A 20,087-nucleotide genomic window follows, 5' to 3' on the forward strand; every position below is an offset into this window, starting at 1 on the left:
TTAAAGTGAAATAAATAACACCGATTAAAACAAATGGTAGAAACTTCCATAATTTTTTCATTTATATTGCTCCCTTCTTTTTTTCACGATAATCGTGGTAAAGTATGACATTTTTTCGTCTGGATTTATCTCGCTCATGCCGTAAATGATTTTTTCAGTCGCCATGGCAACATCGCTTACTACAACAGCTGCATCAAGTAAATTCAGTTTTTTTAGTAAAGTCGTAAGAAGGGGTAAATTACTTGCTGCTTTCATTAAGACCACTGTGTCAAATAATGTGAGTGCTTGTTCGATTTTTTCAGCACCTGCTGTTACAGGAATGACAGCAAAACTTTCCTCGTCCATTACGAGTGGTAATTCAATCTTAGAAGCAATGTTTGAAAATGATGAAATTCCTGCGAGTGTCGCTGTTTCAATGTCATCTTTCAATAATTCTAGTAAATAGCTATAAGTACTGTAAATCATCGGATCACCAAGTGTAATGAAACCAACGTCATGCCCGTTTTGAACATCTGCTTTGATTTCTTCGGCGATTTCTTTCCATGCAAGCATTTTTTCTTCTTTGTTGTAACTCATGGGAAAATGGCGTTCTTTGATGATTAACGTATCTTTTAAATAAGGAATGACGATTTTCTTAGCTAAACTTTCGCCCCCTTTTTTGGGTTGTGGTGTGTAGAGAATTGCTAAATCCCCGAGTCTTTCTGCGGCTTCCATCGTGACTAATTTGCTGTCTCCGGGGCCTGTACCAATGCCGTAAAACTTAGCCACGAGCTTTCACCCTTTCTATTGCCATGAAAATATGATCGATAAATTGGGCTTGGATAAGTGGATTTTCGCCTAGACCTTGCAAATGACATTCGGTTTGAATGCCGGCTTGTTCCAGTGTACTTTTCCAAGAATCTTCGTCATCCGAAGCCATATCGTTTGTAGCGTGATCTCCTGCTACAAGCATAAATGGCATTAGGTGCGCTTTTTTAATATCCGCTTGTTGTAAACGTTCAATTACTTGGTCAAGAGCAGGATAACTTTCTACAGCACAAAGATAAATTGGTTCGTTTAACAGCATATGGTCAAGGCAAGCATAAGAACTGAAAGCATGGTGTTTTGAGCCATGTCCCATGAGAATTAGCGCTTCTTGCTCTTTTAGAGGTGGCATTTGGTGGCGAATCGCTTCAATCGCTTTTTCGTAATCTTCCATCGAATCAAGTAGCGGTTGGCTGACAATAATGGAATCGAAATCTGGCTTGAATTTTTCCACCTGCGCAGTGATCTTTTCAAATTCGCCACCACTAATAATATGTAGTGACTGAATAATGACTTCTTTGTAGCCTAATTCTTTTAGTTGGTTTAGTGCTTGACTTGGCGTATTGATATGCATATTGTCACGGGTTTTAAGTTTTTTAATAATTTTATTCGATGTAAATGCGCGAAATACAGTATAATCTGGGAATTCTTGGGCCACTCTTTTTTCACAGGCTTCAATCGTTTTTTCTCTTGTTTCTGGATAACTAGTGCCAAAACTAACGACTAAAATCGCTTTTTTCATTGTGGTACTCCTTCTAATTTTGTTTTTTGGATTAGTTCAATTAAACTCTCTGGTGTCGCGTTTTCGGCTTCTTCAAATTCATTAATGCCAAATGACTGCAAGGTTGCGCTCGTGAATTTTCCAATCGAAAGGATTGTTTTCGTTTGTAAAATCGCTTTTTCTTCGGTTGTTAGAACATCAAGTAGGTTTTGGACGGAACGAGAACTGGAAAAACATACTTGTTCAAAGCTTTCGAGGTCAAATGGTCGTTCTGTCACAGGACGCATATCATATAATGGCATCATTTCCAACTTTTCCACTTCCGCTAAAATCGCGCTAACTTCAGCCGTATCAACTATGCTTCCGATAATTAAGTTGCTCGCATTTTTCTGTAACCGTGGTAAATGCTCCAAAATTAATTCTGTGCTCCGTCTTTTAATGAAACTATCTGGAATAATGCCTTTTTCGCTAAAAGCTTCTTTCGTTTGTTTGCCAATAGCAGTAAGATGGGTATTTTTTAGAGAACGAATATCTAAATCGAGCTGGGCTAAATAATCAAAAAATCGTTCTACCGCTTCTTTGGATGTGAAAAGAAGTTCACTTACTTCGCTTAGTTCTTCTTTTGTTTTCGTTGGCACAACATCTAATACTTGAATATTGGGGTACATTGTTACTTCTCCGCCTAAATCGCGAATTTGTTCCGCGAGCATGCTTTTTCCAGCTCGTGCTCTTGGAAGTAATACTTTTGTATGGAAAAGTGGCATTTCTTCAAAAAAGTTAAGCTGAGGTCGTAAGCTCACCACATCGCCAACGACAATAAGTGCCGGCGAAGAAATACCAGACTCCGCTACTTTTTGTTCAATGTTTTGTAAGTTTCCGGTAACCGTTAATTGTTTACCGCGAGATGCCCATTGTACAATCGCAACACCCGTTTCGGCTTTTCGACCATTTTCTAGTAAGTTCGCACAAATATTAGGCAAATTAGTCATCCCCATTAAGAAAACGAGCGTACCTTCCAGTCTAGCAAGTGCTTCCCAATCTAGTGGATCGCGTCCTTTTTTCAAATGTCCGGTAATCACGTGAAAACTCGAAGCAAAATCACGATGTGTTACTGGAATTCCAGCATAGGCAAGCCCACCAATCGCAGATGTGATTCCAGGAATAACTTCAAATGGAATTCCTGCTTTATGAAGTGTTTCTCCTTCTTCACCACCTCGGCCAAATACATAAGGGTCTCCTGCTTTTAGACGAACAACCAGCTCATTTGTCGCAGCCTCTCTAACAAGAATTTGTTCGATTTCCTCTTGGGGAATTGGATGATGAAGTGGTTCTTTTCCGACATAAATTAGTTTACAACTTGCTTTTCGTTCTTGGAGCATCGCTGGTTCGACGAGACGATCGTATACAATGACATCTGCCTTTTGGAGCGCTGCTAAGCCTTTCACTGTCAGTAGTTGCGCATCTCCAGGACCTGCACCAATTAACATAACTTTTCCCATTAGTAGACCTCCAATTGACTTAAAATTTCTGGTAGTTCGGTTAAATGATTTATTTCGATTGGATAATTTAATTTTTTGCGGCGAATCACAATAACCGGAATATTTAACTCCTCAGCAGCTGTTAGTTTTTCTTGAAAACCACCTTGTTTTCCGCTTTCTTTGGTAATTACAACATCTGCCCTGGTCATTTCTAATTGTGTTCGGTTTGCTTCTTTGGTGAATGGTCCTTTCATTCCGATGATTTGATCGGCGAGGAGACCAAGTTTTTCTGCGGAACGAATCACATCAGACACTGGTAGTATACGAGCGATGATATGTCGATTTTTTAAACCGGCTACGAATTCCGGTAAATTTTTGCTTCCTGTTGTAAGAAAAATTCGCTGACCAAGTTTCATCGCAACGGTGCAGGCTTCTGCGATATCTGCGACCAAGTATGTATTATCTGTTTGTTCGCTTGTGCGTTCAAAGCGAATATAAGGAATAGCTGCTTCCTTACACGTCTCCATCGCTGTTTCAGAAACGATGGTCGCAAATGGGTGAGTCGCATCAATAACAAGATGAACATTTTCAGCGTGCCATTTTAAGCGCATTTCTTCTTTCGATAATCTGCCACAAAACACATTTTTGGCATGCTGTTTTGCTAAAGTTTCTCCGTAATCCGTTGCGACAGAGAGAATAAAGGTTTGCTTCGTTTCCGTTAGCCAGTCGCTAATGACCAAGCTATCCGAAGTTCCTCCAAGCACAAAAATCATAGGGAGTAACCTCGTGGGGTAATCATTTTACCGTTTTTTACGTATGTTTCTTTGTTTCCTACAATGACCATCGTTGTCATATCTACTAATTCATAATCGATTTCGCGCATTGTTGTAATGATTTTCCGCTCTTCTTTTCGACCGACATCTTTAACAATACCAACAACTGTGTCCCCTGATTTATACTCCATCATCTTTTGAAAAGCGTTTGCCAAATGATTGGCGCGTCCTTTACTTCTCGGGTTGTAAAAACAGACCACAAAATCAGCCATCGCAGCATGTGTTAAACGCTTTTCGATTACTTCCCACGGTGTCATTAAATCACTTAAGCTAATATGGCAAAAATCGTGCATAATTGGCGCCCCGAGAACGGCTGCTGCGCCTATACTAGCTGTAATTCCCGGGATTACTTTGACTTCTAGCTCTGGTTTGCTTTTTTCGGCTAGTTCTAAAACCAGTCCAGCCATCCCGTATATACCAGCATCTCCGCTTGAAACAACGGCTACTTTTTTTCCTGTTAAAGCAATATCGACAGCCTTCTGGCAACGATCGATTTCACGGCGCATTCCCGTTTTCACTACTTCTTTATCTTTAATTAATTCTTTGATTAGTTTGATATATGTTACATAGCCGACGATTACATCTGCGTCCGCTATTGCTTCTAGTGCTTCACCAGTCATCAATCGTTTATCTCCTGGGCCAATTCCAATTACATAAATCATTTTGCCACCTCATTATTTTTAATTAGTTTTCCTGCTGCGAATGTCACGCCATTTTCGGCAAATCGTTTCGTAATGACGTTTCCATTACTACCAATATCTGCTGATGATAAAGCGACATTTCCAACTTTTACGGTTTTTAGAACAAATTCTGACGTTGGATATTTTTCAGCTACCGTTTGTAATTCTTCTGCAGAATGAACAATAAAATGAATGTTCCACTTTTTCGCTAATTGCAGGATGGCCGGTTCTTCTGCTTTCAATATAATGCTATGGATCTCACGAAATGCGCGCGGATGTATGTTTTCTTGTTCACAAAAATGGGTAAAAACTTCCTCCATTGTTTCCGCTGAAACGCCTTTTTTGCATCCAATACCAAGCACGAATTTCCTTGGTACAAGCTGAATTCTTTCCATTTTTGTATCTGGTAAATTGTATTTGGTCGAAATGAAAATTTGCGGACTAATTTCTTTGTTTGTAAAACCTCGTGAATCTACTTCAAATGGCTCATCTACGTGCAAACTAACTTCTTTTCCTGCGGCGAGCAAGCCATTAATGCGTTTAGTTGTCGCTTTAAAATTTGGTAAATATCCGTCGATTTCTTTGGCGATATTATCAATTGCCGCAACATTTGCACGATCAGTAGCGGTTGTAATTACTGCGGCACCACCAGTTATTGCGGCGATTTGCTCTGTTAACTCATTTGCTCCACCAACATGTCCTGAGAGTAAGCTGATAATAAATTGTCCATATTCATCCATTACAATTACCGCCGGATCTGATAGTTTATCTTGAATGACTGGAGCAAGCGTCCGCACTGCAATACCTGTTGCCATAATACAAATTAATGCCTGATACGTCGTGAACATTTCTCGCATTGCTGTGCCGAAATTCGGCGTTAAAACAGCAGTCTGTTCATTCTGGTGCTTTTCTGGGACAAAGACCGTTCCTGCTACTGTTTTTGTTAATGAAATTGCTAACTCGCGTCCTCGTTCGGTAACTGCGATGATGGCAATTTTATCTGTATTCATGTTTGAAATCCTTATCATATAGTTTAGAATAATAAAATTCTTCGCCGAGAAAATCACCAACCATTATTAGGGCCGTTTTAGTAATTCCTGCTTCTGTCACTTTTTCAGCAATATCTTGAAGCGTGCCAGTTACTTTTTTCTCTTCTGCCCAAGTTGCTTTATAAATAACAGCTGCTGGGGTTTCAGGTTTATAGCCACCTTTGATAAGTTCTGAGACTACTTTTCTGATACCTTGAACAGATAAGAAGATAACCATGGACGTTTGATGCGCTGCGTAAGATCTGAGTGACTCACGTGACGGTACCGGCGTTCTTCCAGCCATTCGAGTAATAATCACACTCTGACTAACTTCGGGAACCGTATATTCAACGCCAAAACTGCTAGCCGCGCCAAGAAATGAACTTACACCTGGTGTACACGTAAATGGAATCGAACGTTTTTTCATTTCCTCCACTTGTTCACGAATCGAACCATAAATAGAAAAGTCTCCTGTTTGCAGACGAACTACTTCTTTACCAGCAGTCACACCAGCTTCCATGCAGTCAATAATCTCTATTAAATTCATGCTTGCACTATTATGGATTTCGCAGTCTGGTTTACAGTATTCTAGCAACTCCGGATTTACGAGAGACCCTGCATAAATAACGACATCCGCTTCTTTTAATAATTGATATCCTTTTAATGTAATTAACTCTTTATCTCCTGGTCCTGCTCCGACGAAATGTACTTCTGCCATTTTCTTCACTCCTCTAGTTTTTTACAGCCGATAATGACGGTTGGATTTTGTGGTTCAAAATAATGACCTGCCCCAAGTTTATGCCAACTCGAAACTTGAATTTGTTTCATTGTTAATTCGCTCACTGGTGATTTTTCTAAATGGTTCATTGCTTGTAAGGCATTTTCTAATAAAATAAAATTAAGTACCAAGCGACCGTCTAGTTTCAAATGGACTAACGACCAGTCGATAATATCGGTTAAATTCCCACCACTACCACCAATAAAAATAGCATCAAATTTCTCTTCCTGAGGTAATTCGAATGGTGCATATGCTTCGATGACTGCTACATTTTCTACGCCGAATTTGGCTTGGTTTTGTTTAATTAAGTCCACCGCTTCTTTATTCCGTTCAATTGCAGTAACTTTGATGTGTGGAAAATTATAAGCTACTTGAAGTCCAACGCTTCCAGTTCCAGCGCCCACATCTAGCAGTTTTTTACTGGTATTATCTAATCCGAGTAAATCAATACTTATAGCTCTCACTTCGCTTTTTGTCATCGGAACTTTTCCGCGAATAAATACGTCATCTTTCATCAACAATCACCACAACATTCATATCGTATTTTTCTTCAACTTTCTCTGGTCTTAGCTTATGAATTCGTTCTTCTGTTGAGCTTAAATTTTCACCTATAAACATGATTTTTTTAAGATTTCGTTTTGAGATTTCAGTAGCTATTTCGTATGGTCCAATAATGGAATCTGTTACCATTGCGACTTTTTCATGTTTGAGCAGAAAATCGAAATCTGGTATTTTACCATGGCTGCTCGTTATAAAACAATCATTCATCGGCAGTTTGATTTGGTGAAACATCATCTGGATTGCACTGATTCCCGGAATAATATGAATATCTTCTGAAAAATTTGTCATCGCCCAGTTGCCAATCCCGTAGAGCAGTGGATCACCTGATGCTAAAATCACAACATTTTTATTTTGATGAGGAATATTTTTTAAATCTGCTAATTTTTTCGGTAACAATAGGCACGTTGCAGTTGTTAATTCCGCTATTTCTTGTAATTGTCTTTTCGATCCATACACTGAATTTGCTGAAGATAAAGCTTCTCTTGCTGCGTTTATTAGCAAGTTCGTATCTCCTGGTCCGATTCCAACCACTGTAATCATCGCCATTCCTCCCGCAATACTTCTATATCTTTCGTTGCGGCAAGTAAGCCTCGTTCAGTTGAAAATGTAACGACATCAATTTCCACACTTGGCTTAGTGAATTTCAAGAAGCGTTCTGATCTTGCTTTGATTTTTTGTGCGATTACCTCATAAACTTGAGTAAAACCTGCAGCTTCAATTAATTCGCCTGCAGCCTCTGTCGTATTGCACTTCTCTACTTCTTGTAAAAGTGATAATGGTGCGCCGAGTAAAGCCAAGTTAGCAACCAAGATTTCTGCCCGCGCATCCGCATCTTTGCTATAGGTCGTAAAAATACCAGCTGAAACCTTCACTAATTTGCCAAAATGCCCAACCATCAATACTTTCTTAAATGCGAGTCGTTGGGTTTCTTTCAACATGTAGCCAACGAAATTACTCATTGAAACGATGTTATCACTCGCAAAACCAAGCGTATTTTGAACAAAATCATCTCCGTAATTGCCGGGAACAAGAATAATTTGGTCAAGTCCTTGGTTCCGTTTCATTTCGAGCTCCATTGATAATGATTTTTTCCATCCTTCATCCGACATCGGCGTGACAATTCCTGTCGTTCCTAAAATGGAAATCCCGCCGATAATACCGAGGTTGCTATTCATTGTTCGTTTCGCGCGTTCTTCCCCTTCAGGAGCATATACTAAAATGGTTGCGCCACGATTTTTGCCAAGTGATTCGCGCACTGTAGCTAGAATGTTTTTCCTTGGAGCCGGATTAATTGCTGCTTCACCCACTTCAACCGAAATACCCTTTTGTGTTGCGCGACCAATTCCAACGCCGCCATCTAAAGTAACTTCCGGACTATCTGTTAATTCGACATCAACAAAAATCCACATGCCATGTGTCGCATCAATATCATCGCCGCCATCTTTTTGAACAGCTGCAGTTGCTTTTTTTTCTGAAAACTGTTGATACGCAACGGGGATTTCAAGAATAGTTCCACCTGTTGTTGTGACTTTAACCGCGCTTACTTCTTCTTGGTTTTCTATCATTTCGACACACGCTTTAGCCGCGGCAGCTGCACACGTTCCAGTTGTATAGCCTTTACGATATTTTTTGCCATTATAATAAATAAAATCTTCCATTGCTCGTCGCCTTCTTTACATCGTAATCAAGATTGCATTAATGATTGCCGCGGCAAGGTTACTACCGCCTTTTCTGCCACGAGCGACAATTGCTGGAATGTCGGTTTCAAGAATTTCTTCTTTGCATTCAGCTGCCCCGACAAACCCGACAGGCACTGCAACGACCGCATCTGCTTGTAATTGTCCACTTTTTGTCATTTCGATAATTTTATAAACCGCTGTTGGCGCGTTCCCTAGGACAAATATTTTCGGCCCATCTTTTAAAGAAGCAAGTTTAATCCCGGCCATTGAGCGCGTAATGCCATGTTGTTTAGCAATTTCCATCGTTTCAGGATCACTCACATAACAGTGATAACTACAGCCAAGTTCATCTAAAAGACGTTTATTAATACCACTAAGCGCCATATTAGTATCTGTAAAAATGGTTCCTTTATTTTGAAGAACATGAATAATTTTTTTAATAACGTCTTGTTGAAAAACGAGGCTATCCAAGTAATCAAAATCTGCTGTTGTATGTATCGCACGTTTGATAATGGCTTCCTCAAGTTTGTTTTGAAATGTATAATCTGGTCGGATATCGTCAATAATTTGTTGAATGATTTCAAAACTTTTCTCTTCAATTTTGGCTGGATTTTTAATGTAGTTCATTGTGCCACTCCTTTAAAATAGTATTAAATGTATACTGATAAAAATTAGAAAAGCAATAATGGAAGCTGTGTATAATAAGTGAATTGTTTGACTGATTTCTTTTTCTGTAACTGCTTTTGTTCCACTGCCGATAATTGGTTTAACTACTGTCTCGCCGAAGTACTCATGGGTGCCACCAAGTGTTATCCCAAGTGCTCCTGCTACCGCGCCTTCAGGATATGCGCAATTGGGGCTCGTATGATTTTTCCGGTCACGAAGCCCTATCCGCCATGCAGCGCGTCCATCATACTTCAAAATAAAACTCGCAATCACAAGGAAAAACCAAGATAGCCTTGCTGGAATGAAATTGGCCAAATCGTCCATTTTTGCGGAAACAAAACCAATGGCGCGATATTTTTCATTTTTATAACCGACCATCGAATCAAGTGTGTTCACGGCTTTATACATTAGGGCTAGTACAGGACCTCCTATGAATAAATAAAATAATGGTGCTACAACGCCGTCTGCTGTATTTTCCGCCACGGTTTCAATGGTGGCTTTACTGATTTGTTCTGCCGTGAGCTTGTCTGTATCTCGACCAACAATCATCCCAACTTGTACTCTAGCCGCTTCTAAATCTCCATCCGCGAGTTTTCGCTGAATTTTCCGAGCCTCCTGCGCAAGACAAGTCATCGCAAGTGTCGTATATCCTAAATAAATAAACACCGCCGCATAAAGCCAAAAAGCAATTTTTGCACTAATATAAAGGAGGAGCCACGAAACAATCCCTGTCATTCCAACTGTAAGAATGAATAATAGCCCTCCAGCAAAATACAGTGATTTACCATGAAAAATTTCCCGCAAAACGTTCGTTAATAATTGAATAAGATTACCAATTGCTTTGATAGGATGAGGCCAGCTGTAAGGATCGCCTAGTAAGAAATCTAAAATAAACGATATGGTATAAAAGAGTACGATCATCTCTTTACAGCTCCAAACATCTGCATTAAAATGGCCGGATTTTGGTAGAAATGGATATGGAGATAACTGGCAAAAGTATTGCCTTTTTGATAACCCCCACGCCACTCTTTGACTATTTCACCGTCACGTTTTTTTGAAAGTTTCATACAAGCTTTTTCAGTCGTTTCAAAAACAGAATGATGGAATTCGTGACCGCGAATAGCTGTCCCTTTTTTGCCAAGTAGTGTATCTTCTAAAGGTTCCGCGATACAATAGCCAAACTTCCGAAGCCGCGCTGTCATTTTGCTAACCCCATCAAAAACCCCCACCATTTCATAGGATTCATCTTCCACTTCTAAGCTCGAACCAAGATACATCAATCCGCCACACTCGGCATAGATAGGCTTGCCTTTTTCATGCACCGCCAAAATCGATTCGCGCATTGCCTTATTCTTCGCGAGCCGCTCCGCAAAAACTTCTGGAAAGCCTCCACCAATATAGATAAGATCAGCTTCTGGAACTTCGCTTTCCGCTAGCGGACTGAACGGAATCAGCACGGCTCCTGTTGAACGAATTAAATCCAAGTTATCCTGATAGTAAAAATGAAATGCCTCATCAAGCGCATAAGCAACTCGCAGACCCGAAAAATCCGGCAATTTTATCTTAGCTGGAGGTATCATTAAATTTGCACTAGACTTACTAATCTCTAAAAGCCTATCTAAATCAACATGTTTCGTAATCAAATCTCCAAGTAATTCCCATTTTGTTTCTAACTCCGTCATTTCTTCTTGCGGCACTAACCCAAGATGTCGTTCTGGAAGTGCCACTGCCGCATTTTTCGGCAAATACCCTAAAACAGGCACATCCGTATAACACTCAATCGCGCCTTTAATTAATGAAAAATGGTTTTCTGAAGCAACGCGATTAATAATCACACCAGCAATTGCTAGCTCAGGATCAAAACGATTGAAACCATCGACAATTGCCGCAGCAGAAGTCGAAATCGCTTTGCCATCCACGACTAAAATGACGGGTGTTTTCGTACATTTGGCAATAAAAGATGTACTCGCATTATCACGGTCAATGCCAAGTCCATCGAATAGCCCCATCACACCTTCAATGACGGAAATATCAGCAGACTCTCCGTGTTTTTGAAAAAGAGTAGCAAGCATCGTATCATCATCTATCAGAAAGCTATCTAAATTAATGGAAGCTACCCCAGTTATCGCTTGATGGTAGTTCGTATCAATATAATCTGGTCCTACTTTGAATGGTTGAATTCGCAGACCTCTTTTTTTAAGCGCGTGCATAACTCCAAGTGTGATCGTTGTTTTACCGGTGCCACTTGATGCAGCTGCAAACAAAATTTTGTTCATCTTTTTTCACCTTTCACTTTAGCCATAAAAAAAGACGCCAAACGGAACATTGGCGTCTTTTTGAGATTTACGCAAATAAGCTATTTCCTTGTAGCACAAAGAAACTTCCCCATCGTGAAAATCTACTTAATCAAGACAACTCGCTCCCTTAGAAGTTGTTTTTGGATATTGAATATAAAAGCGGTCTCCTGACTTAACATCATCCTACTCACCAGTCTTCCCGGAATTTCTTCCAGTGACATATATTTGGCTTTCGTCCGTATTACAGTAGCTAGGGCCTGTAGAGGATTTTCACCTCTTTCCCGGATTAATATATTCACCTATTTAGTTGTTTAGTACCCGGCAATTCGTCTTTTCCAGCGTTCTGGCAATACTTGGTAAACGACTTCTGCGACAAAAATGTTACAAACCGAACCAATAGCAAGCACTGGGAATAAAACAAACACCGCTTGATGCATTAATGGATAAAGTGCAAGTAATGATAATGGACAATTAAAAACAAAAGCAACAATACTAGATACACTAATCGCAACTAGTTGATTTTTTTCAGCTAGTTTTTGGCGCGTAAATCCGTAAGCTATCATCGTTACGCCCATCATTCCAGCAACAATCAAATGAATCGGTAGTGTCAGCGGAAATCCCGCAAGTAATGCTGATGTTAAATGACCAAAAATCCCAAGCACTGCGCCGTACATCGGACCAAGCAGCAATGTTCCAATAAAAGCTGGAGCTGCGTCAAATGCGACAGAACCCATTAATTTTATGTTCGCGCCAATTACACACATTGCAATCAACATCGCACATAATACTAATTTTTGAATTTTCAATTGAAAAGATCACCCTCTCATGAAAGCGTTATTTCCATTTCATTATATCCCTGTTAAACCACTGGTACAAGCTCACTCAGCCTACTAAAAGCAAAATAGTGCAAGGTTTTAAAATCTGTTTTTTTCTGTTTTATATAGCAAAAATAGCCACCAGTGTGAACTATTTCTCAATTTCTATTTTTGAGACTTAAAAAATGACAATATTTTGTTATAAAAAAGAATTTATTGTTCTATTTAAAATGCAGGATTAAACGTTATTTAAAGCGATTTTATGGTATAATTAGTGCAAGTAGAAAAGGAGGAGGAATTGCATTTGGAAAAAGAAAAAGTAATCAATATTCAACCACTTATGACGAATCAAGTTGAAAATCAATTTACACAACAAATTCAGGAAGACTTTCATAAAAAAAATCCAGATCACTCCGCCCTACTTCATTCACTTGAAACAGTTGAAGTGCTAGATGTTCTAAGCGATTATTACTCTGCACATGAAAAACAAAAACAACCTAAAAAAGAAACTACGAGTGCCAACAAAACTGGCGGAGAGCATAAAGAAATCAAGCAAGCTATTCGTTACATTAAAAAAAATATTCATCGCTCCATCACGTTAGAAGAAGTTGCTAATTACGTCTATTTAAGCCCGTTTTATTTAAGTAAATTATTTAAAAACGAATTAAATATTAATTTTATTAATTACGTCAACGAACAAAAAATGCGCTATGCAAAGGAACAACTAGAAAAAAGCGACTGGGCGGTCCATACAATTGCTAAAAATTTAGGTTTTTCAAGGGCAAGCTATTTTTGTAAAGTTTTTAAAAAAGAATTTGATATGACACCAAAAGAATACCGCGACTCCTTAAAATAAAAAACGATTTCAGCCGTTAAAGCCGAAATCGTTTTTTGTTATTATTATGACTGCCAATCAGCCGGATAAGTAACATAAATAAATCTTGCTTCACCAGTTACGGAAAACTTGATTTGGCTACCTTTAGGAATGAAAATAATTTCTCCTGGTCCTGCTGAAACGGTTCTGCCATCTATGACAACATCTAGTCTACCTTCAATAACATAGTCTACTTCATCATAATCCAAGAACCAATCGAAAGTTGTATTTTTCATTTCCATTAGACCAAAACCTAGACGTTTACTTTCTTCTAGTGTTACTAAGTCTTTTGTATAAACAACATCGCTAGGATTTCCTGTATCTAATCGATCTTCCTCTGAAACTTTTACTACAGGCAGTTTCACCGATAAAATACCACTTGGATCAACGTGTTTGGAACTTTGACCCATTTTTTCTAAGACAACTTGTTTTACTAGCTGCTCAATTAATTCTTTACTAATATCAGCCATTATCTTTCACCGCCGTTTGTTCTTTTGCTTTATTTTTCTTCATCATTCGGTTAGCCATATAGATACCGACAGCTACGGCAGTTACTCCTCCGACAAGTTTTCCGACAATCATCGGGAAAATCATATCTTGAGCAACCCCAGCTGTGAAACCTAGATGATCCCCTAAAACAAAGGCCGCAGATACGGCAAAAGCAACGTTAATAATTTTACCGCGCTCATCCATATCTTTTAGCATTTGGAACATTGGGATACTATTTGCAAGTGTAGCAACCATACCAGCCGCTGCAACTTCATTCATACCAAGTAATTTACCCATTTTCATAAGTGGTTTGTTGAACACTTTCGTAATAACAAAAACTAAACAGAAAGCTCCTGCTAGAACTAATGCAATACCACCAACGATTTCGATACCTTCGCCAATTGGTGCAATTCCTGGAATAATAGTTAATCCAGTAAGTTGTTGAATAGCTCCAGCCACAAGTCCGATAGTAGCAACAATTACTACCCCTTTTCCGAAAATCGTAAAGCCTTTAATCATGCCTTCTGGTTTGAACCAAAGACCTAACATAATAAGTACAGCTACAAGAAGAATTGGTACTAAGTTTTTGAAAATCATGATTGGTGAAAATCCAGCTACAAGCCCACCGATTAAACAACCGATTGGAATCGTAATAATTCCAGAAAGTACACCAGTCGCTAGGTATTTATGGTCTTCTTTTTTAATAATTCCAAGTGCTACTGGAATCGTGAAAACAATGGTTGGTCCCATCATTGAGCCTAAAATAGCTCCTGCAAAAAGACCAGCATCAGGCGTTAGCGCAAGTTCTTGAGCTAGCGCAAAACCACCCATATCATTCGCAAGTAACGTTGTAGCAAACATTGCTGGGTCAGCCCCAAGCGCTGTATAAATTGGTACAACAATCGGGCTTAAAATTTTCGCTAAAACTGGCGCTAAGGTAATAATCCCGACCATTGCTAGCGTTAGCGATCCCATTGCCATAATACCTTCTTCAAATTGTGCTCCTAAGCCAAATTTGTTGCCGATAATTTTGTCAATGGCTCCAAGAATCATAAAGATTACCATTAAATAAATAATAATTTCATTAATGCTCAAAAGTGTTCCTCCATTCTATAGATAGCGTTTTAAAAGTTCATTAGGAGAAGGAATGACCGTATGATGTATCACCTTTTTTGGTTCGGCAGTTTCAATTAGAATCCGCATCCCTTCTTGAATAGCACTAACTTCCCCTGTAAAAACAGCCACAAATTTCCCACCAATCGAAGCACCAAGTGTCATGCGTTTTAAATGAATTGCTGATTTTTTTAGCGCTTCATTGACTGCATTTAGCCCAGCACCCAATTGACTGATTTCGATAATTCCTACTGCATCAACATCGACTTTAGGGTGTTTATTGTTTAGAAAAGCAAGTAATTCTTCGTGCGCCATATGCAAAATATAAGAAGAAACATGAAATTTTCCTGCTTCTTCTTTTGCATCTTGCATCGCACTAGTAAGTTCACCGGAAGCACCTTGCAAAATAATCAAAAATTTACCAGGACATGTCGGACGAAAAGTAAATAAAGTTACATTACCTGCTTTTAAAAAAACATCGGCCATTTCGTAACCTTTACTTATGCTCCTGAGTTCAAGAATACCTAAGGACTGTTCAGCCATAACGTTCTACCGAGTCGATAATGCCAACGATACATGCATCCACTGGAATTGTATTGTCCCCAGTAGATGCTCGTGCTGCGCTACCAGTTGTAACAAGCACAAGATCGCCGTTTCCTGCTCCGGCATTATCAGCTGCCACTATGGAATGTCTTACATCTTCCGTTTCATCGGTACAAATTTCTACTAGTAGTAGTTTTAAACCATTCAGTTTTTCGTCTTTTCTTGTCGCCCATAAACTCCCGGTAACTTTTCCAATTTGCATGCCGCTCTTCCTTCCTAACTTTCTTTAATGCTAATTCGGTTTTCCTGTAAATAATCTTTTGCAAGTGGTGTTAAGAAACTTCCTTTAGGCAAAATGAATTCACTTTTGTTCTTAGTAAGTTTTTCAACATCCTGTTCGGTGATGACTTTACTTTCTTTGGTCTCTTTTACCGGGCTTTCGATAAATTCGACACCAAAACGGCTCAGTTTCTCCTCGTATTCTTGAAAAAGTTGTCTGATACCATATTTAGCGGAACGTTTGTAAGCATGCGCTTTGATTCCACTCTTCATAATCCAAGTAGGCCGCCCTGCTAAAAGATGCTCTGTAATAAATTGTTCTTTTTTATTCATTGGTGCAAATAAACTGATTCGAGCTAATTCAGCGATGTCTAATTCTTCCAGTAATAAAACGTCACATTCGCGTTCAGAACGATCATAAAGCGAAACTTGATATTCTTTTAGATAACACTGTCTGAGAGTGTGTTCTGAATCTTGTCCCATAATAATCATTTTTTTCTCTGGAAGTTGCAATCGTCTCATGACTTCCTCAGTGACGGCTTTTATGAGCGCTTCTATTTCCATGCTCATTCAGCCTTTGTTTTCTTAATTATTTGACCTCGAATTCCCTTTTTAAAGCCGCATGCGTTGGCTTCGTCGTAATCAATATGCATATATGTAGCAAAATCAGGGCTAATTCGAACGACCACATCATCGAAAATCAGTGGTCTGTCGCCATTAATTTTCACTTGAACAATTTCACTTTGTGTTACATGTTGTTTTGCTGCATCTTCTGGCGTCATATGAATATGGCGTTTTGCAACAATAAGTCCTTCAGTTAATTGAACACTATTTTTAGCAGATAATAGTAAAATTCCTGGTGTACCGGCTATGTCTCCACTTTCGCGGACTGGTGCTTTAATACCAAGCGCCGTACCGTCTGTAGCACTAATTTCTACTTGTGTTTTCTTACGGATTGGCCCAAGGATTACTACGTTATGAATAACGCTTTTTGGTCCAACGATACTAATTCTTTCTTTACAAACATATTGACCCGGTTGAGATAGGTCACGGAAATGAGTAAGTTCATACCCAGGTCCAAAAAGTGCATCAACTGTCTCACGATCTAAATGGACGTGACGACCGGATGCTTCTACTTCTACGCCAGTTTCAAGTAATGCACGGCGAGTGACTTCTTCAATAAGGCTTGTTATTAACTCATTATTCATGAATAAGCCTCCTTACTTTTTATATTCACCAGTTCTTACGCGGAACATCAGTATCCAGAATAAACTAGATAATCGGTTGAGCGCTTGAATGATGTCTGGTCGTTTAATGGAATAATCGGCTTCCTTAAATGCTGTAAAAGCGGTTAATTCCGTTTCACGAACCATCGTTCTTAATTTGTTTAATCGAATGACTGCATTCCCCATCGTATAATCAGGCATAAAATGTGTCATTTGGTAGTATTTTTTCGGATTATGACTACGTTCCCGCAGCTCTTTTTCGTCCATGCCAAGCAAATGTACTGATTCGATTTGCTCGTTTAAAACTTCCGATCGTACAATATTTCTTACAAAGGTGAGGATTTCTTGTAAATCTTCCGCAAGATCTTTAAACTCAGCTGCAACGGAACATTGGGTTTCCAGAATTTCAGCTTCCAGTGTATCTAATTTTCCGCGGAAAGCGATTTGCGGATGGTCTTTAAACACAAGCAGGTTACCACGCAAATGCGTCATATGTTCAGGCTTCTCATCTAATGCTCCACCATAAATCGTTTGGAATTTTGCTCTAGTAGTTTCTTTTTTCACTGGCTCCACTACTACTTTTTTTTCTGGAATTGCTTCAATATAATGCAGGTCAATTTTCTTTTCAGATAAGAAACTCTTAGCTGATGGAGTAATAATCGTCCCTTTTTTTATATCTAATTTTTTCTTTGTTTTTAAATCGGTGTGTAAGTAGGCTTTTCGTAACTCATCTTCTGTCAAAATAGCCAAAGAACCACATCCTTTTATCCCATTTACAATTGGTGTTAGTAATGATGGGAAGCTTTGTCTTGCTTAAATCCGGTAAAAAGCGGAAGTTTCGGGCAATTTCTGAGTCTGATGGAACCCTTATGCCTTACGCTCACGCTTTTTTCCTGATTTATGTTAAAATTTCTTCTTATTCAGCACTTTTTGGTAGAATAGCATCTACTTCGCTGTGTGGACGTGGAATTACGTGTACAGATAGTAATTCACCAACGCGTTCTGCTGCTGCTGCGCCTGCATCTGTTGCTGCTTTCACTGCGCCAACATCGCCGCGAACCATAACTGTTACTAGACCGCCACCAACTTGTTCTTTACCCATAAGTGTTACGTTAGCTGCTTTCACCATTGCGTCTGCTGCTTCTACTGCTCCTACTAAACCTTTAGTTTCGATCATACCTAATGCGTTTGCGTTTGCCATTTTAAAATTCCTCCAATTAGTGTTTTATTTTTTATTTTAATTCTGCTAAAACTTTTTCGACTAAACTTTGGATGAGTGCGTCTGCATCAACCGGAAGTTCAGATGTTGCTTGGTTTTCTTCTTTACGAATATCTTCTAACTCTAAAACGCCTGTAGCGATGCGACGAATGTTGAAAAGATTTTCAGGTCCAATATTATCAGATGATGAACTTCCTCCAACTGCCCCACAACCAAGTGTTAAAGCAGGTACAAGATTGGTTGTTGCGCCAATTCCGCCAAGTGCTCCTGGTGTATTAACTAAGAGACGGGAAACTGGTTTTTTCAGTGCGAATTCGCGGATAATTTCTTTATCTTCTGAGTGGATGATTAAAGTATGTCCAGCTCCTTCATGATAAAGAATATCCATGCTAAGTTCGCAAGCTTCTTGCCAAGTATCTGCTGTATAGAAAGCCAAGATTGGAGCTAATTTTTCTCTTGAGTATGGAATTTTAGCACCAACTTTTGTTTCTTCAGCGATAAGTACTCTTGCGTCAGCTGGAACAGTTAGGCCAGCTAGGTTAGCGATATGTTGTACGCTTTTACCTACGATTGCTGGATTCATCGAACCATTTGGACGTAAGATGAATTTACCAAGTTGAACAGCTTCTGCATCGGATAAGAAGTGTGCTCCTTGTTTTCTAAATTCAGCTATGACAGCTTCTTTATTCACACGTTCCACAACGACAGATTGCTCAGATGCACAAATTGTGCCGTTATCAAATGTTTTGGAATCAAGAATATGTTTCACTGCGCGAGGAATGTTAGCGCTGCGTTCGATAAATGCTGGGCCATTACCTGGGCCAACTCCAATTGCTGGAGTACCAGATGAATAAGCCGCTTTTACCATTGCAGAACCACCTGTTGCAAGGATAACTGCTGTGTCTTTGTGTTTCATCAGTTGATCTGTTCCTTGGATTGTTGGAACAGTCATACAGCTGATAGCGCCTTTTGGACAACCAGCTTTTTCTGCTGCTTCACTAATAATTCTCACTGTTTCTAGAATTGCTTTTAGTGCGTTTGGATGTGGAGAAAATACGATACTATTTCCGGCTTTAATGGAAATAAGTGTTTTGTAAATAACAGTGGATGTAGGGTTTGTTGATGGAATTAATCCTGCAACTACGCCTAGTGGAACTGCAACCTCCATTACTTTCTTTTCGTTATCTTCTTTTAACATACCAATGGTTTTCATATCTTTGATGTAATTGTAGACGTGCTTGGAAGCGAAGACGTTTTTAATTACTTTGTCTTGCCAAATTCCAAAACCAGTTTCTTCATGTGCCATTTTTGCGAGTTTTTCGCGAGCATCATAACCGGCATCAGCAATCGCTTTTACAATTGTATCAATTTGTTGTTGGCTCATTGCAGCAAGTTCTTTTTGCGCTTTGTTAGCTGATTCAATGAGGTTACGAACTTCTTGGATTGAGCGTAAATCTTTATCTTCTAGTGCCACTAGTTTTCACTCCTTCCATAAATATCTTTTAATGCATGAACAAGTTTATCCTTGTTCGCATATTTAATCTTGCTTTTTGGGATAGGCACATTATCTAATGTGTAAGCAAGTTTCCTTAGATCAATAACTTTCATTGCGCGAAGTTTTTTCTCTGCACTTTTTGTGTTTGTGTTCACTTCTACGACTTGTTGAATAACTTCTTTTGGTTCTTCTTGTTCGACTTCTTTTGGTTGTGTTTTAACTTCTTCTTGAGGAACAAAAAGTGCTTTTGTATCTTCGCTCATTCTTGCGATAACATGGCTTGATACTAAACAACCTAAGTCTTCTGTTGCAGCTTTCCCTGCTTCGATAGCTGCATTTACTGCACCTACATCACCAGTTAATTCAACCGTAGTTAAACCACCACGAATGACTTCACATTGAATCAGTTCGACATTTGCTGCTTTTAAACAAGTATCAGCGGCAACTACAGCACCAAGGAAACCAGTCACTTCAATTAAACCAAGCGCTTCATTTGGCATCTTTTAGCA

The 20,087-nt window shown here is 39.2% G+C and carries 25 protein-coding genes and 1 riboswitch; of the genes, 1 reads left to right on the forward strand and 24 read right to left on the reverse strand.

Annotated elements, in window-relative coordinates:
* Positions 1-57 precede the first annotated feature (57 nt).
* From HCB45_RS11360 to cblT, 14 genes are all read right to left on the reverse strand, one after another.
* Positions 58-768, reverse strand: a complete 711-nt coding sequence (locus HCB45_RS11360; RefSeq protein ID WP_185619930.1) for a cobalt-factor II C(20)-methyltransferase — start codon at positions 766-768, stop codon at positions 58-60.
* Entirely contained in the window at positions 761-1,546 is a 786-nt protein-coding gene (locus HCB45_RS11365) for a sirohydrochlorin cobaltochelatase (protein WP_185318544.1), read from the reverse strand. The genes HCB45_RS11360 and HCB45_RS11365 overlap by 8 nt, the downstream gene beginning before the upstream one ends.
* The gene (gene cobA / locus HCB45_RS11370) at positions 1,543-3,024 is read right to left on the reverse strand and encodes a uroporphyrinogen-III C-methyltransferase (protein WP_185619932.1); all 1,482 of its coding nucleotides are present in this window, start codon (positions 3,022-3,024) and stop codon (positions 1,543-1,545) included. The genes HCB45_RS11365 and cobA overlap by 4 nt, the downstream gene beginning before the upstream one ends.
* On the reverse strand, positions 3,024-3,776 hold the full coding sequence (gene cobK / locus HCB45_RS11375) for a precorrin-6A reductase (protein ID WP_185619934.1): 753 nt from the start codon (positions 3,774-3,776) through the stop codon (positions 3,024-3,026). The genes cobA and cobK overlap by 1 nt, the downstream gene beginning before the upstream one ends.
* Positions 3,773-4,498 carry a precorrin-3B C(17)-methyltransferase gene (gene cobJ / locus HCB45_RS11380; protein ID WP_185619936.1) on the reverse strand — a complete coding sequence of 242 codons (726 nt, stop codon included), beginning with the start codon at positions 4,496-4,498 and terminating at the stop codon, positions 3,773-3,775. The genes cobK and cobJ overlap by 4 nt, the downstream gene beginning before the upstream one ends.
* Complete coding sequence (cbiG, locus tag HCB45_RS11385; protein WP_185619938.1) at positions 4,495-5,526, reverse strand: cobalt-precorrin 5A hydrolase; 1,032 nt, start codon at positions 5,524-5,526, stop codon at positions 4,495-4,497. The genes cobJ and cbiG overlap by 4 nt, the downstream gene beginning before the upstream one ends.
* Positions 5,513-6,262 carry a cobalt-precorrin-4 methyltransferase gene (locus HCB45_RS11390; protein WP_185619940.1) on the reverse strand — a complete coding sequence of 250 codons (750 nt, stop codon included), beginning with the start codon at positions 6,260-6,262 and terminating at the stop codon, positions 5,513-5,515. The genes cbiG and HCB45_RS11390 overlap by 14 nt, the downstream gene beginning before the upstream one ends.
* 5 nt (positions 6,263-6,267) lie before the next feature.
* Positions 6,268-6,837 carry a decarboxylating cobalt-precorrin-6B (C(15))-methyltransferase gene (locus HCB45_RS11395; protein ID WP_185619942.1) on the reverse strand — a complete coding sequence of 190 codons (570 nt, stop codon included), beginning with the start codon at positions 6,835-6,837 and terminating at the stop codon, positions 6,268-6,270.
* Positions 6,827-7,423, reverse strand: coding sequence for a cobalt-precorrin-7 (C(5))-methyltransferase (locus HCB45_RS11400; RefSeq protein WP_185619944.1), 597 nt, complete (start codon positions 7,421-7,423; stop codon positions 6,827-6,829). The genes HCB45_RS11395 and HCB45_RS11400 overlap by 11 nt, the downstream gene beginning before the upstream one ends.
* On the reverse strand, positions 7,420-8,541 hold the full coding sequence (cbiD, locus tag HCB45_RS11405) for a cobalt-precorrin-5B (C(1))-methyltransferase CbiD (RefSeq protein ID WP_185619946.1): 1,122 nt from the start codon (positions 8,539-8,541) through the stop codon (positions 7,420-7,422). Before cbiD ends, HCB45_RS11400 begins: the two co-directional genes overlap by 4 nt.
* A gap of 15 nt (positions 8,542-8,556) precedes the next feature.
* Entirely contained in the window at positions 8,557-9,189 is a 633-nt protein-coding gene (locus HCB45_RS11410) for a cobalt-precorrin-8 methylmutase (protein WP_185619948.1), read from the reverse strand.
* Positions 9,190-9,201: 12 nt separating this feature from the next.
* Positions 9,202-10,149, reverse strand: a complete 948-nt coding sequence (gene cbiB / locus HCB45_RS11415) for an adenosylcobinamide-phosphate synthase CbiB (RefSeq protein WP_185619950.1) — start codon at positions 10,147-10,149, stop codon at positions 9,202-9,204.
* Entirely contained in the window at positions 10,146-11,504 is a 1,359-nt protein-coding gene (locus HCB45_RS11420) for a cobyrinic acid a,c-diamide synthase CobB (RefSeq protein WP_185619952.1), read from the reverse strand. Before HCB45_RS11420 ends, cbiB begins: the two co-directional genes overlap by 4 nt.
* Before the next feature lie 161 nt (positions 11,505-11,665).
* A riboswitch (cobalamin riboswitch) is annotated at positions 11,666-11,855 on the reverse strand.
* Complete coding sequence (cblT, locus tag HCB45_RS11425) at positions 11,837-12,331, reverse strand: alpha-ribazole transporter (protein WP_009934281.1); 495 nt, start codon at positions 12,329-12,331, stop codon at positions 11,837-11,839. It overlaps the preceding riboswitch by 19 nt.
* A gap of 313 nt (positions 12,332-12,644) precedes the next feature.
* On the opposite strand from cblT, the gene HCB45_RS11430 reads away from it, so the two are divergent.
* Entirely contained in the window at positions 12,645-13,196 is a 552-nt protein-coding gene (locus tag HCB45_RS11430) for a helix-turn-helix transcriptional regulator (RefSeq protein WP_185619954.1), read from the forward strand.
* A 44-nt stretch (positions 13,197-13,240) separates the two neighbouring features.
* On the opposite strand, the gene HCB45_RS11435 is transcribed toward HCB45_RS11430, so the two are convergent.
* From HCB45_RS11435 to HCB45_RS11480, 10 genes are all read right to left on the reverse strand, one after another.
* Positions 13,241-13,684 (reverse strand): EutQ-related cupin domain-containing protein, encoded by a 444-nt coding sequence (locus HCB45_RS11435; protein WP_185607699.1) that lies wholly within the window; start codon positions 13,682-13,684, stop codon positions 13,241-13,243.
* Positions 13,677-14,798 (reverse strand): ethanolamine utilization protein EutH, encoded by a 1,122-nt coding sequence (gene eutH, locus HCB45_RS11440; RefSeq protein WP_003761804.1) that lies wholly within the window; start codon positions 14,796-14,798, stop codon positions 13,677-13,679. Before eutH ends, HCB45_RS11435 begins: the two co-directional genes overlap by 8 nt.
* Before the next feature lie 15 nt (positions 14,799-14,813).
* Positions 14,814-15,359, reverse strand: a complete 546-nt coding sequence (locus tag HCB45_RS11445) for an ethanolamine utilization microcompartment shell protein (protein WP_185619956.1) — start codon at positions 15,357-15,359, stop codon at positions 14,814-14,816.
* A complete protein-coding gene (locus HCB45_RS11450; protein WP_003721582.1) occupies positions 15,352-15,621 on the reverse strand; it encodes a EutN/CcmL family microcompartment protein in 270 nt (89 codons plus the stop codon). The genes HCB45_RS11445 and HCB45_RS11450 overlap by 8 nt, the downstream gene beginning before the upstream one ends.
* A gap of 14 nt (positions 15,622-15,635) precedes the next feature.
* Positions 15,636-16,208: a TIGR02536 family ethanolamine utilization protein gene (locus HCB45_RS11455; RefSeq protein ID WP_185318531.1), complete on the reverse strand. Its 573-nt coding sequence runs from the start codon at positions 16,206-16,208 to the stop codon at positions 15,636-15,638.
* Complete coding sequence (gene eutD / locus HCB45_RS11460; RefSeq protein ID WP_185318530.1) at positions 16,205-16,846, reverse strand: ethanolamine utilization phosphate acetyltransferase EutD; 642 nt, start codon at positions 16,844-16,846, stop codon at positions 16,205-16,207. Before eutD ends, HCB45_RS11455 begins: the two co-directional genes overlap by 4 nt.
* A 12-nt stretch (positions 16,847-16,858) precedes the next feature.
* Positions 16,859-17,614 carry a cobalamin adenosyltransferase family protein gene (locus tag HCB45_RS11465; protein WP_185607697.1) on the reverse strand — a complete coding sequence of 252 codons (756 nt, stop codon included), beginning with the start codon at positions 17,612-17,614 and terminating at the stop codon, positions 16,859-16,861.
* Between the two features lie 166 nt (positions 17,615-17,780).
* A complete protein-coding gene (locus HCB45_RS11470; RefSeq protein WP_003719393.1) occupies positions 17,781-18,065 on the reverse strand; it encodes a BMC domain-containing protein in 285 nt (94 codons plus the stop codon).
* A gap of 31 nt (positions 18,066-18,096) precedes the next feature.
* Positions 18,097-19,557, reverse strand: a complete 1,461-nt coding sequence (locus HCB45_RS11475; RefSeq protein WP_185619958.1) for an acetaldehyde dehydrogenase (acetylating) — start codon at positions 19,555-19,557, stop codon at positions 18,097-18,099.
* Complete coding sequence (locus HCB45_RS11480) at positions 19,557-20,078, reverse strand: BMC domain-containing protein (RefSeq protein WP_185619960.1); 522 nt, start codon at positions 20,076-20,078, stop codon at positions 19,557-19,559. Before HCB45_RS11480 ends, HCB45_RS11475 begins: the two co-directional genes overlap by 1 nt.
* Between the last annotated feature and the right edge of the window lie 9 nt (positions 20,079-20,087).

This window comes from Listeria farberi (genome assembly GCF_014229245.1).
In the GTDB taxonomy this organism is placed as follows: Bacteria; Bacillota; Bacilli; order Lactobacillales; family Listeriaceae; genus Listeria; species Listeria farberi.

What these genes read in the sequence shown, in the direction of transcription:
- HCB45_RS11395 (WP_185619942.1), bottom strand. Translation starts at nt 6,837, where the DNA reads ATGAAAGATGACGTATTTATTCGCGGAAAAGTTCCGATGACAAAAAGC.
- HCB45_RS11420 (WP_185619952.1), bottom strand. Translation starts at nt 11,504, where the DNA reads ATGAACAAAATTTTGTTTGCAGCTGCATCAAGTGGCACCGGTAAAACA.
- cbiD (WP_185619946.1), bottom strand. Translation starts at nt 8,541, where the DNA reads ATGGAAGATTTTATTTATTATAATGGCAAAAAATATCGTAAAGGCTAT.
- HCB45_RS11445 (WP_185619956.1), bottom strand. Translation starts at nt 15,359, where the DNA reads ATGGCTGAACAGTCCTTAGGTATTCTTGAACTCAGGAGCATAAGTAAA.
- HCB45_RS11480 (WP_185619960.1), bottom strand. Translation starts at nt 20,078, where the DNA reads ATGCCAAATGAAGCGCTTGGTTTAATTGAAGTGACTGGTTTCCTTGGT.
- HCB45_RS11400 (WP_185619944.1), bottom strand. Translation starts at nt 7,423, where the DNA reads ATGATTACAGTGGTTGGAATCGGACCAGGAGATACGAACTTGCTAATA.
- HCB45_RS11435 (WP_185607699.1), bottom strand. Translation starts at nt 13,684, where the DNA reads ATGGCTGATATTAGTAAAGAATTAATTGAGCAGCTAGTAAAACAAGTT.
- HCB45_RS11365 (WP_185318544.1), bottom strand. Translation starts at nt 1,546, where the DNA reads ATGAAAAAAGCGATTTTAGTCGTTAGTTTTGGCACTAGTTATCCAGAA.
- cobA (WP_185619932.1), bottom strand. Translation starts at nt 3,024, where the DNA reads ATGGGAAAAGTTATGTTAATTGGTGCAGGTCCTGGAGATGCGCAACTA.
- cobJ (WP_185619936.1), bottom strand. Translation starts at nt 4,498, where the DNA reads ATGATTTATGTAATTGGAATTGGCCCAGGAGATAAACGATTGATGACT.
- HCB45_RS11455 (WP_185318531.1), bottom strand. Translation starts at nt 16,208, where the DNA reads ATGAGCATGGAAATAGAAGCGCTCATAAAAGCCGTCACTGAGGAAGTC.
- cbiG (WP_185619938.1), bottom strand. Translation starts at nt 5,526, where the DNA reads ATGAATACAGATAAAATTGCCATCATCGCAGTTACCGAACGAGGACGC.
- cbiB (WP_185619950.1), bottom strand. Translation starts at nt 10,149, where the DNA reads ATGATCGTACTCTTTTATACCATATCGTTTATTTTAGATTTCTTACTA.
- HCB45_RS11410 (WP_185619948.1), bottom strand. Translation starts at nt 9,189, where the DNA reads ATGAACTACATTAAAAATCCAGCCAAAATTGAAGAGAAAAGTTTTGAA.
- cobK (WP_185619934.1), bottom strand. Translation starts at nt 3,776, where the DNA reads ATGATTTTTGTGCTTGGAGGAACTTCGGATAGCTTGGTCATTAGCGAC.
- HCB45_RS11450 (WP_003721582.1), bottom strand. Translation starts at nt 15,621, where the DNA reads ATGCAAATTGGAAAAGTTACCGGGAGTTTATGGGCGACAAGAAAAGAC.
- HCB45_RS11390 (WP_185619940.1), bottom strand. Translation starts at nt 6,262, where the DNA reads ATGGCAGAAGTACATTTCGTCGGAGCAGGACCAGGAGATAAAGAGTTA.
- HCB45_RS11470 (WP_003719393.1), bottom strand. Translation starts at nt 18,065, where the DNA reads ATGGCAAACGCAAACGCATTAGGTATGATCGAAACTAAAGGTTTAGTA.
- eutD (WP_185318530.1), bottom strand. Translation starts at nt 16,846, where the DNA reads ATGAATAATGAGTTAATAACAAGCCTTATTGAAGAAGTCACTCGCCGT.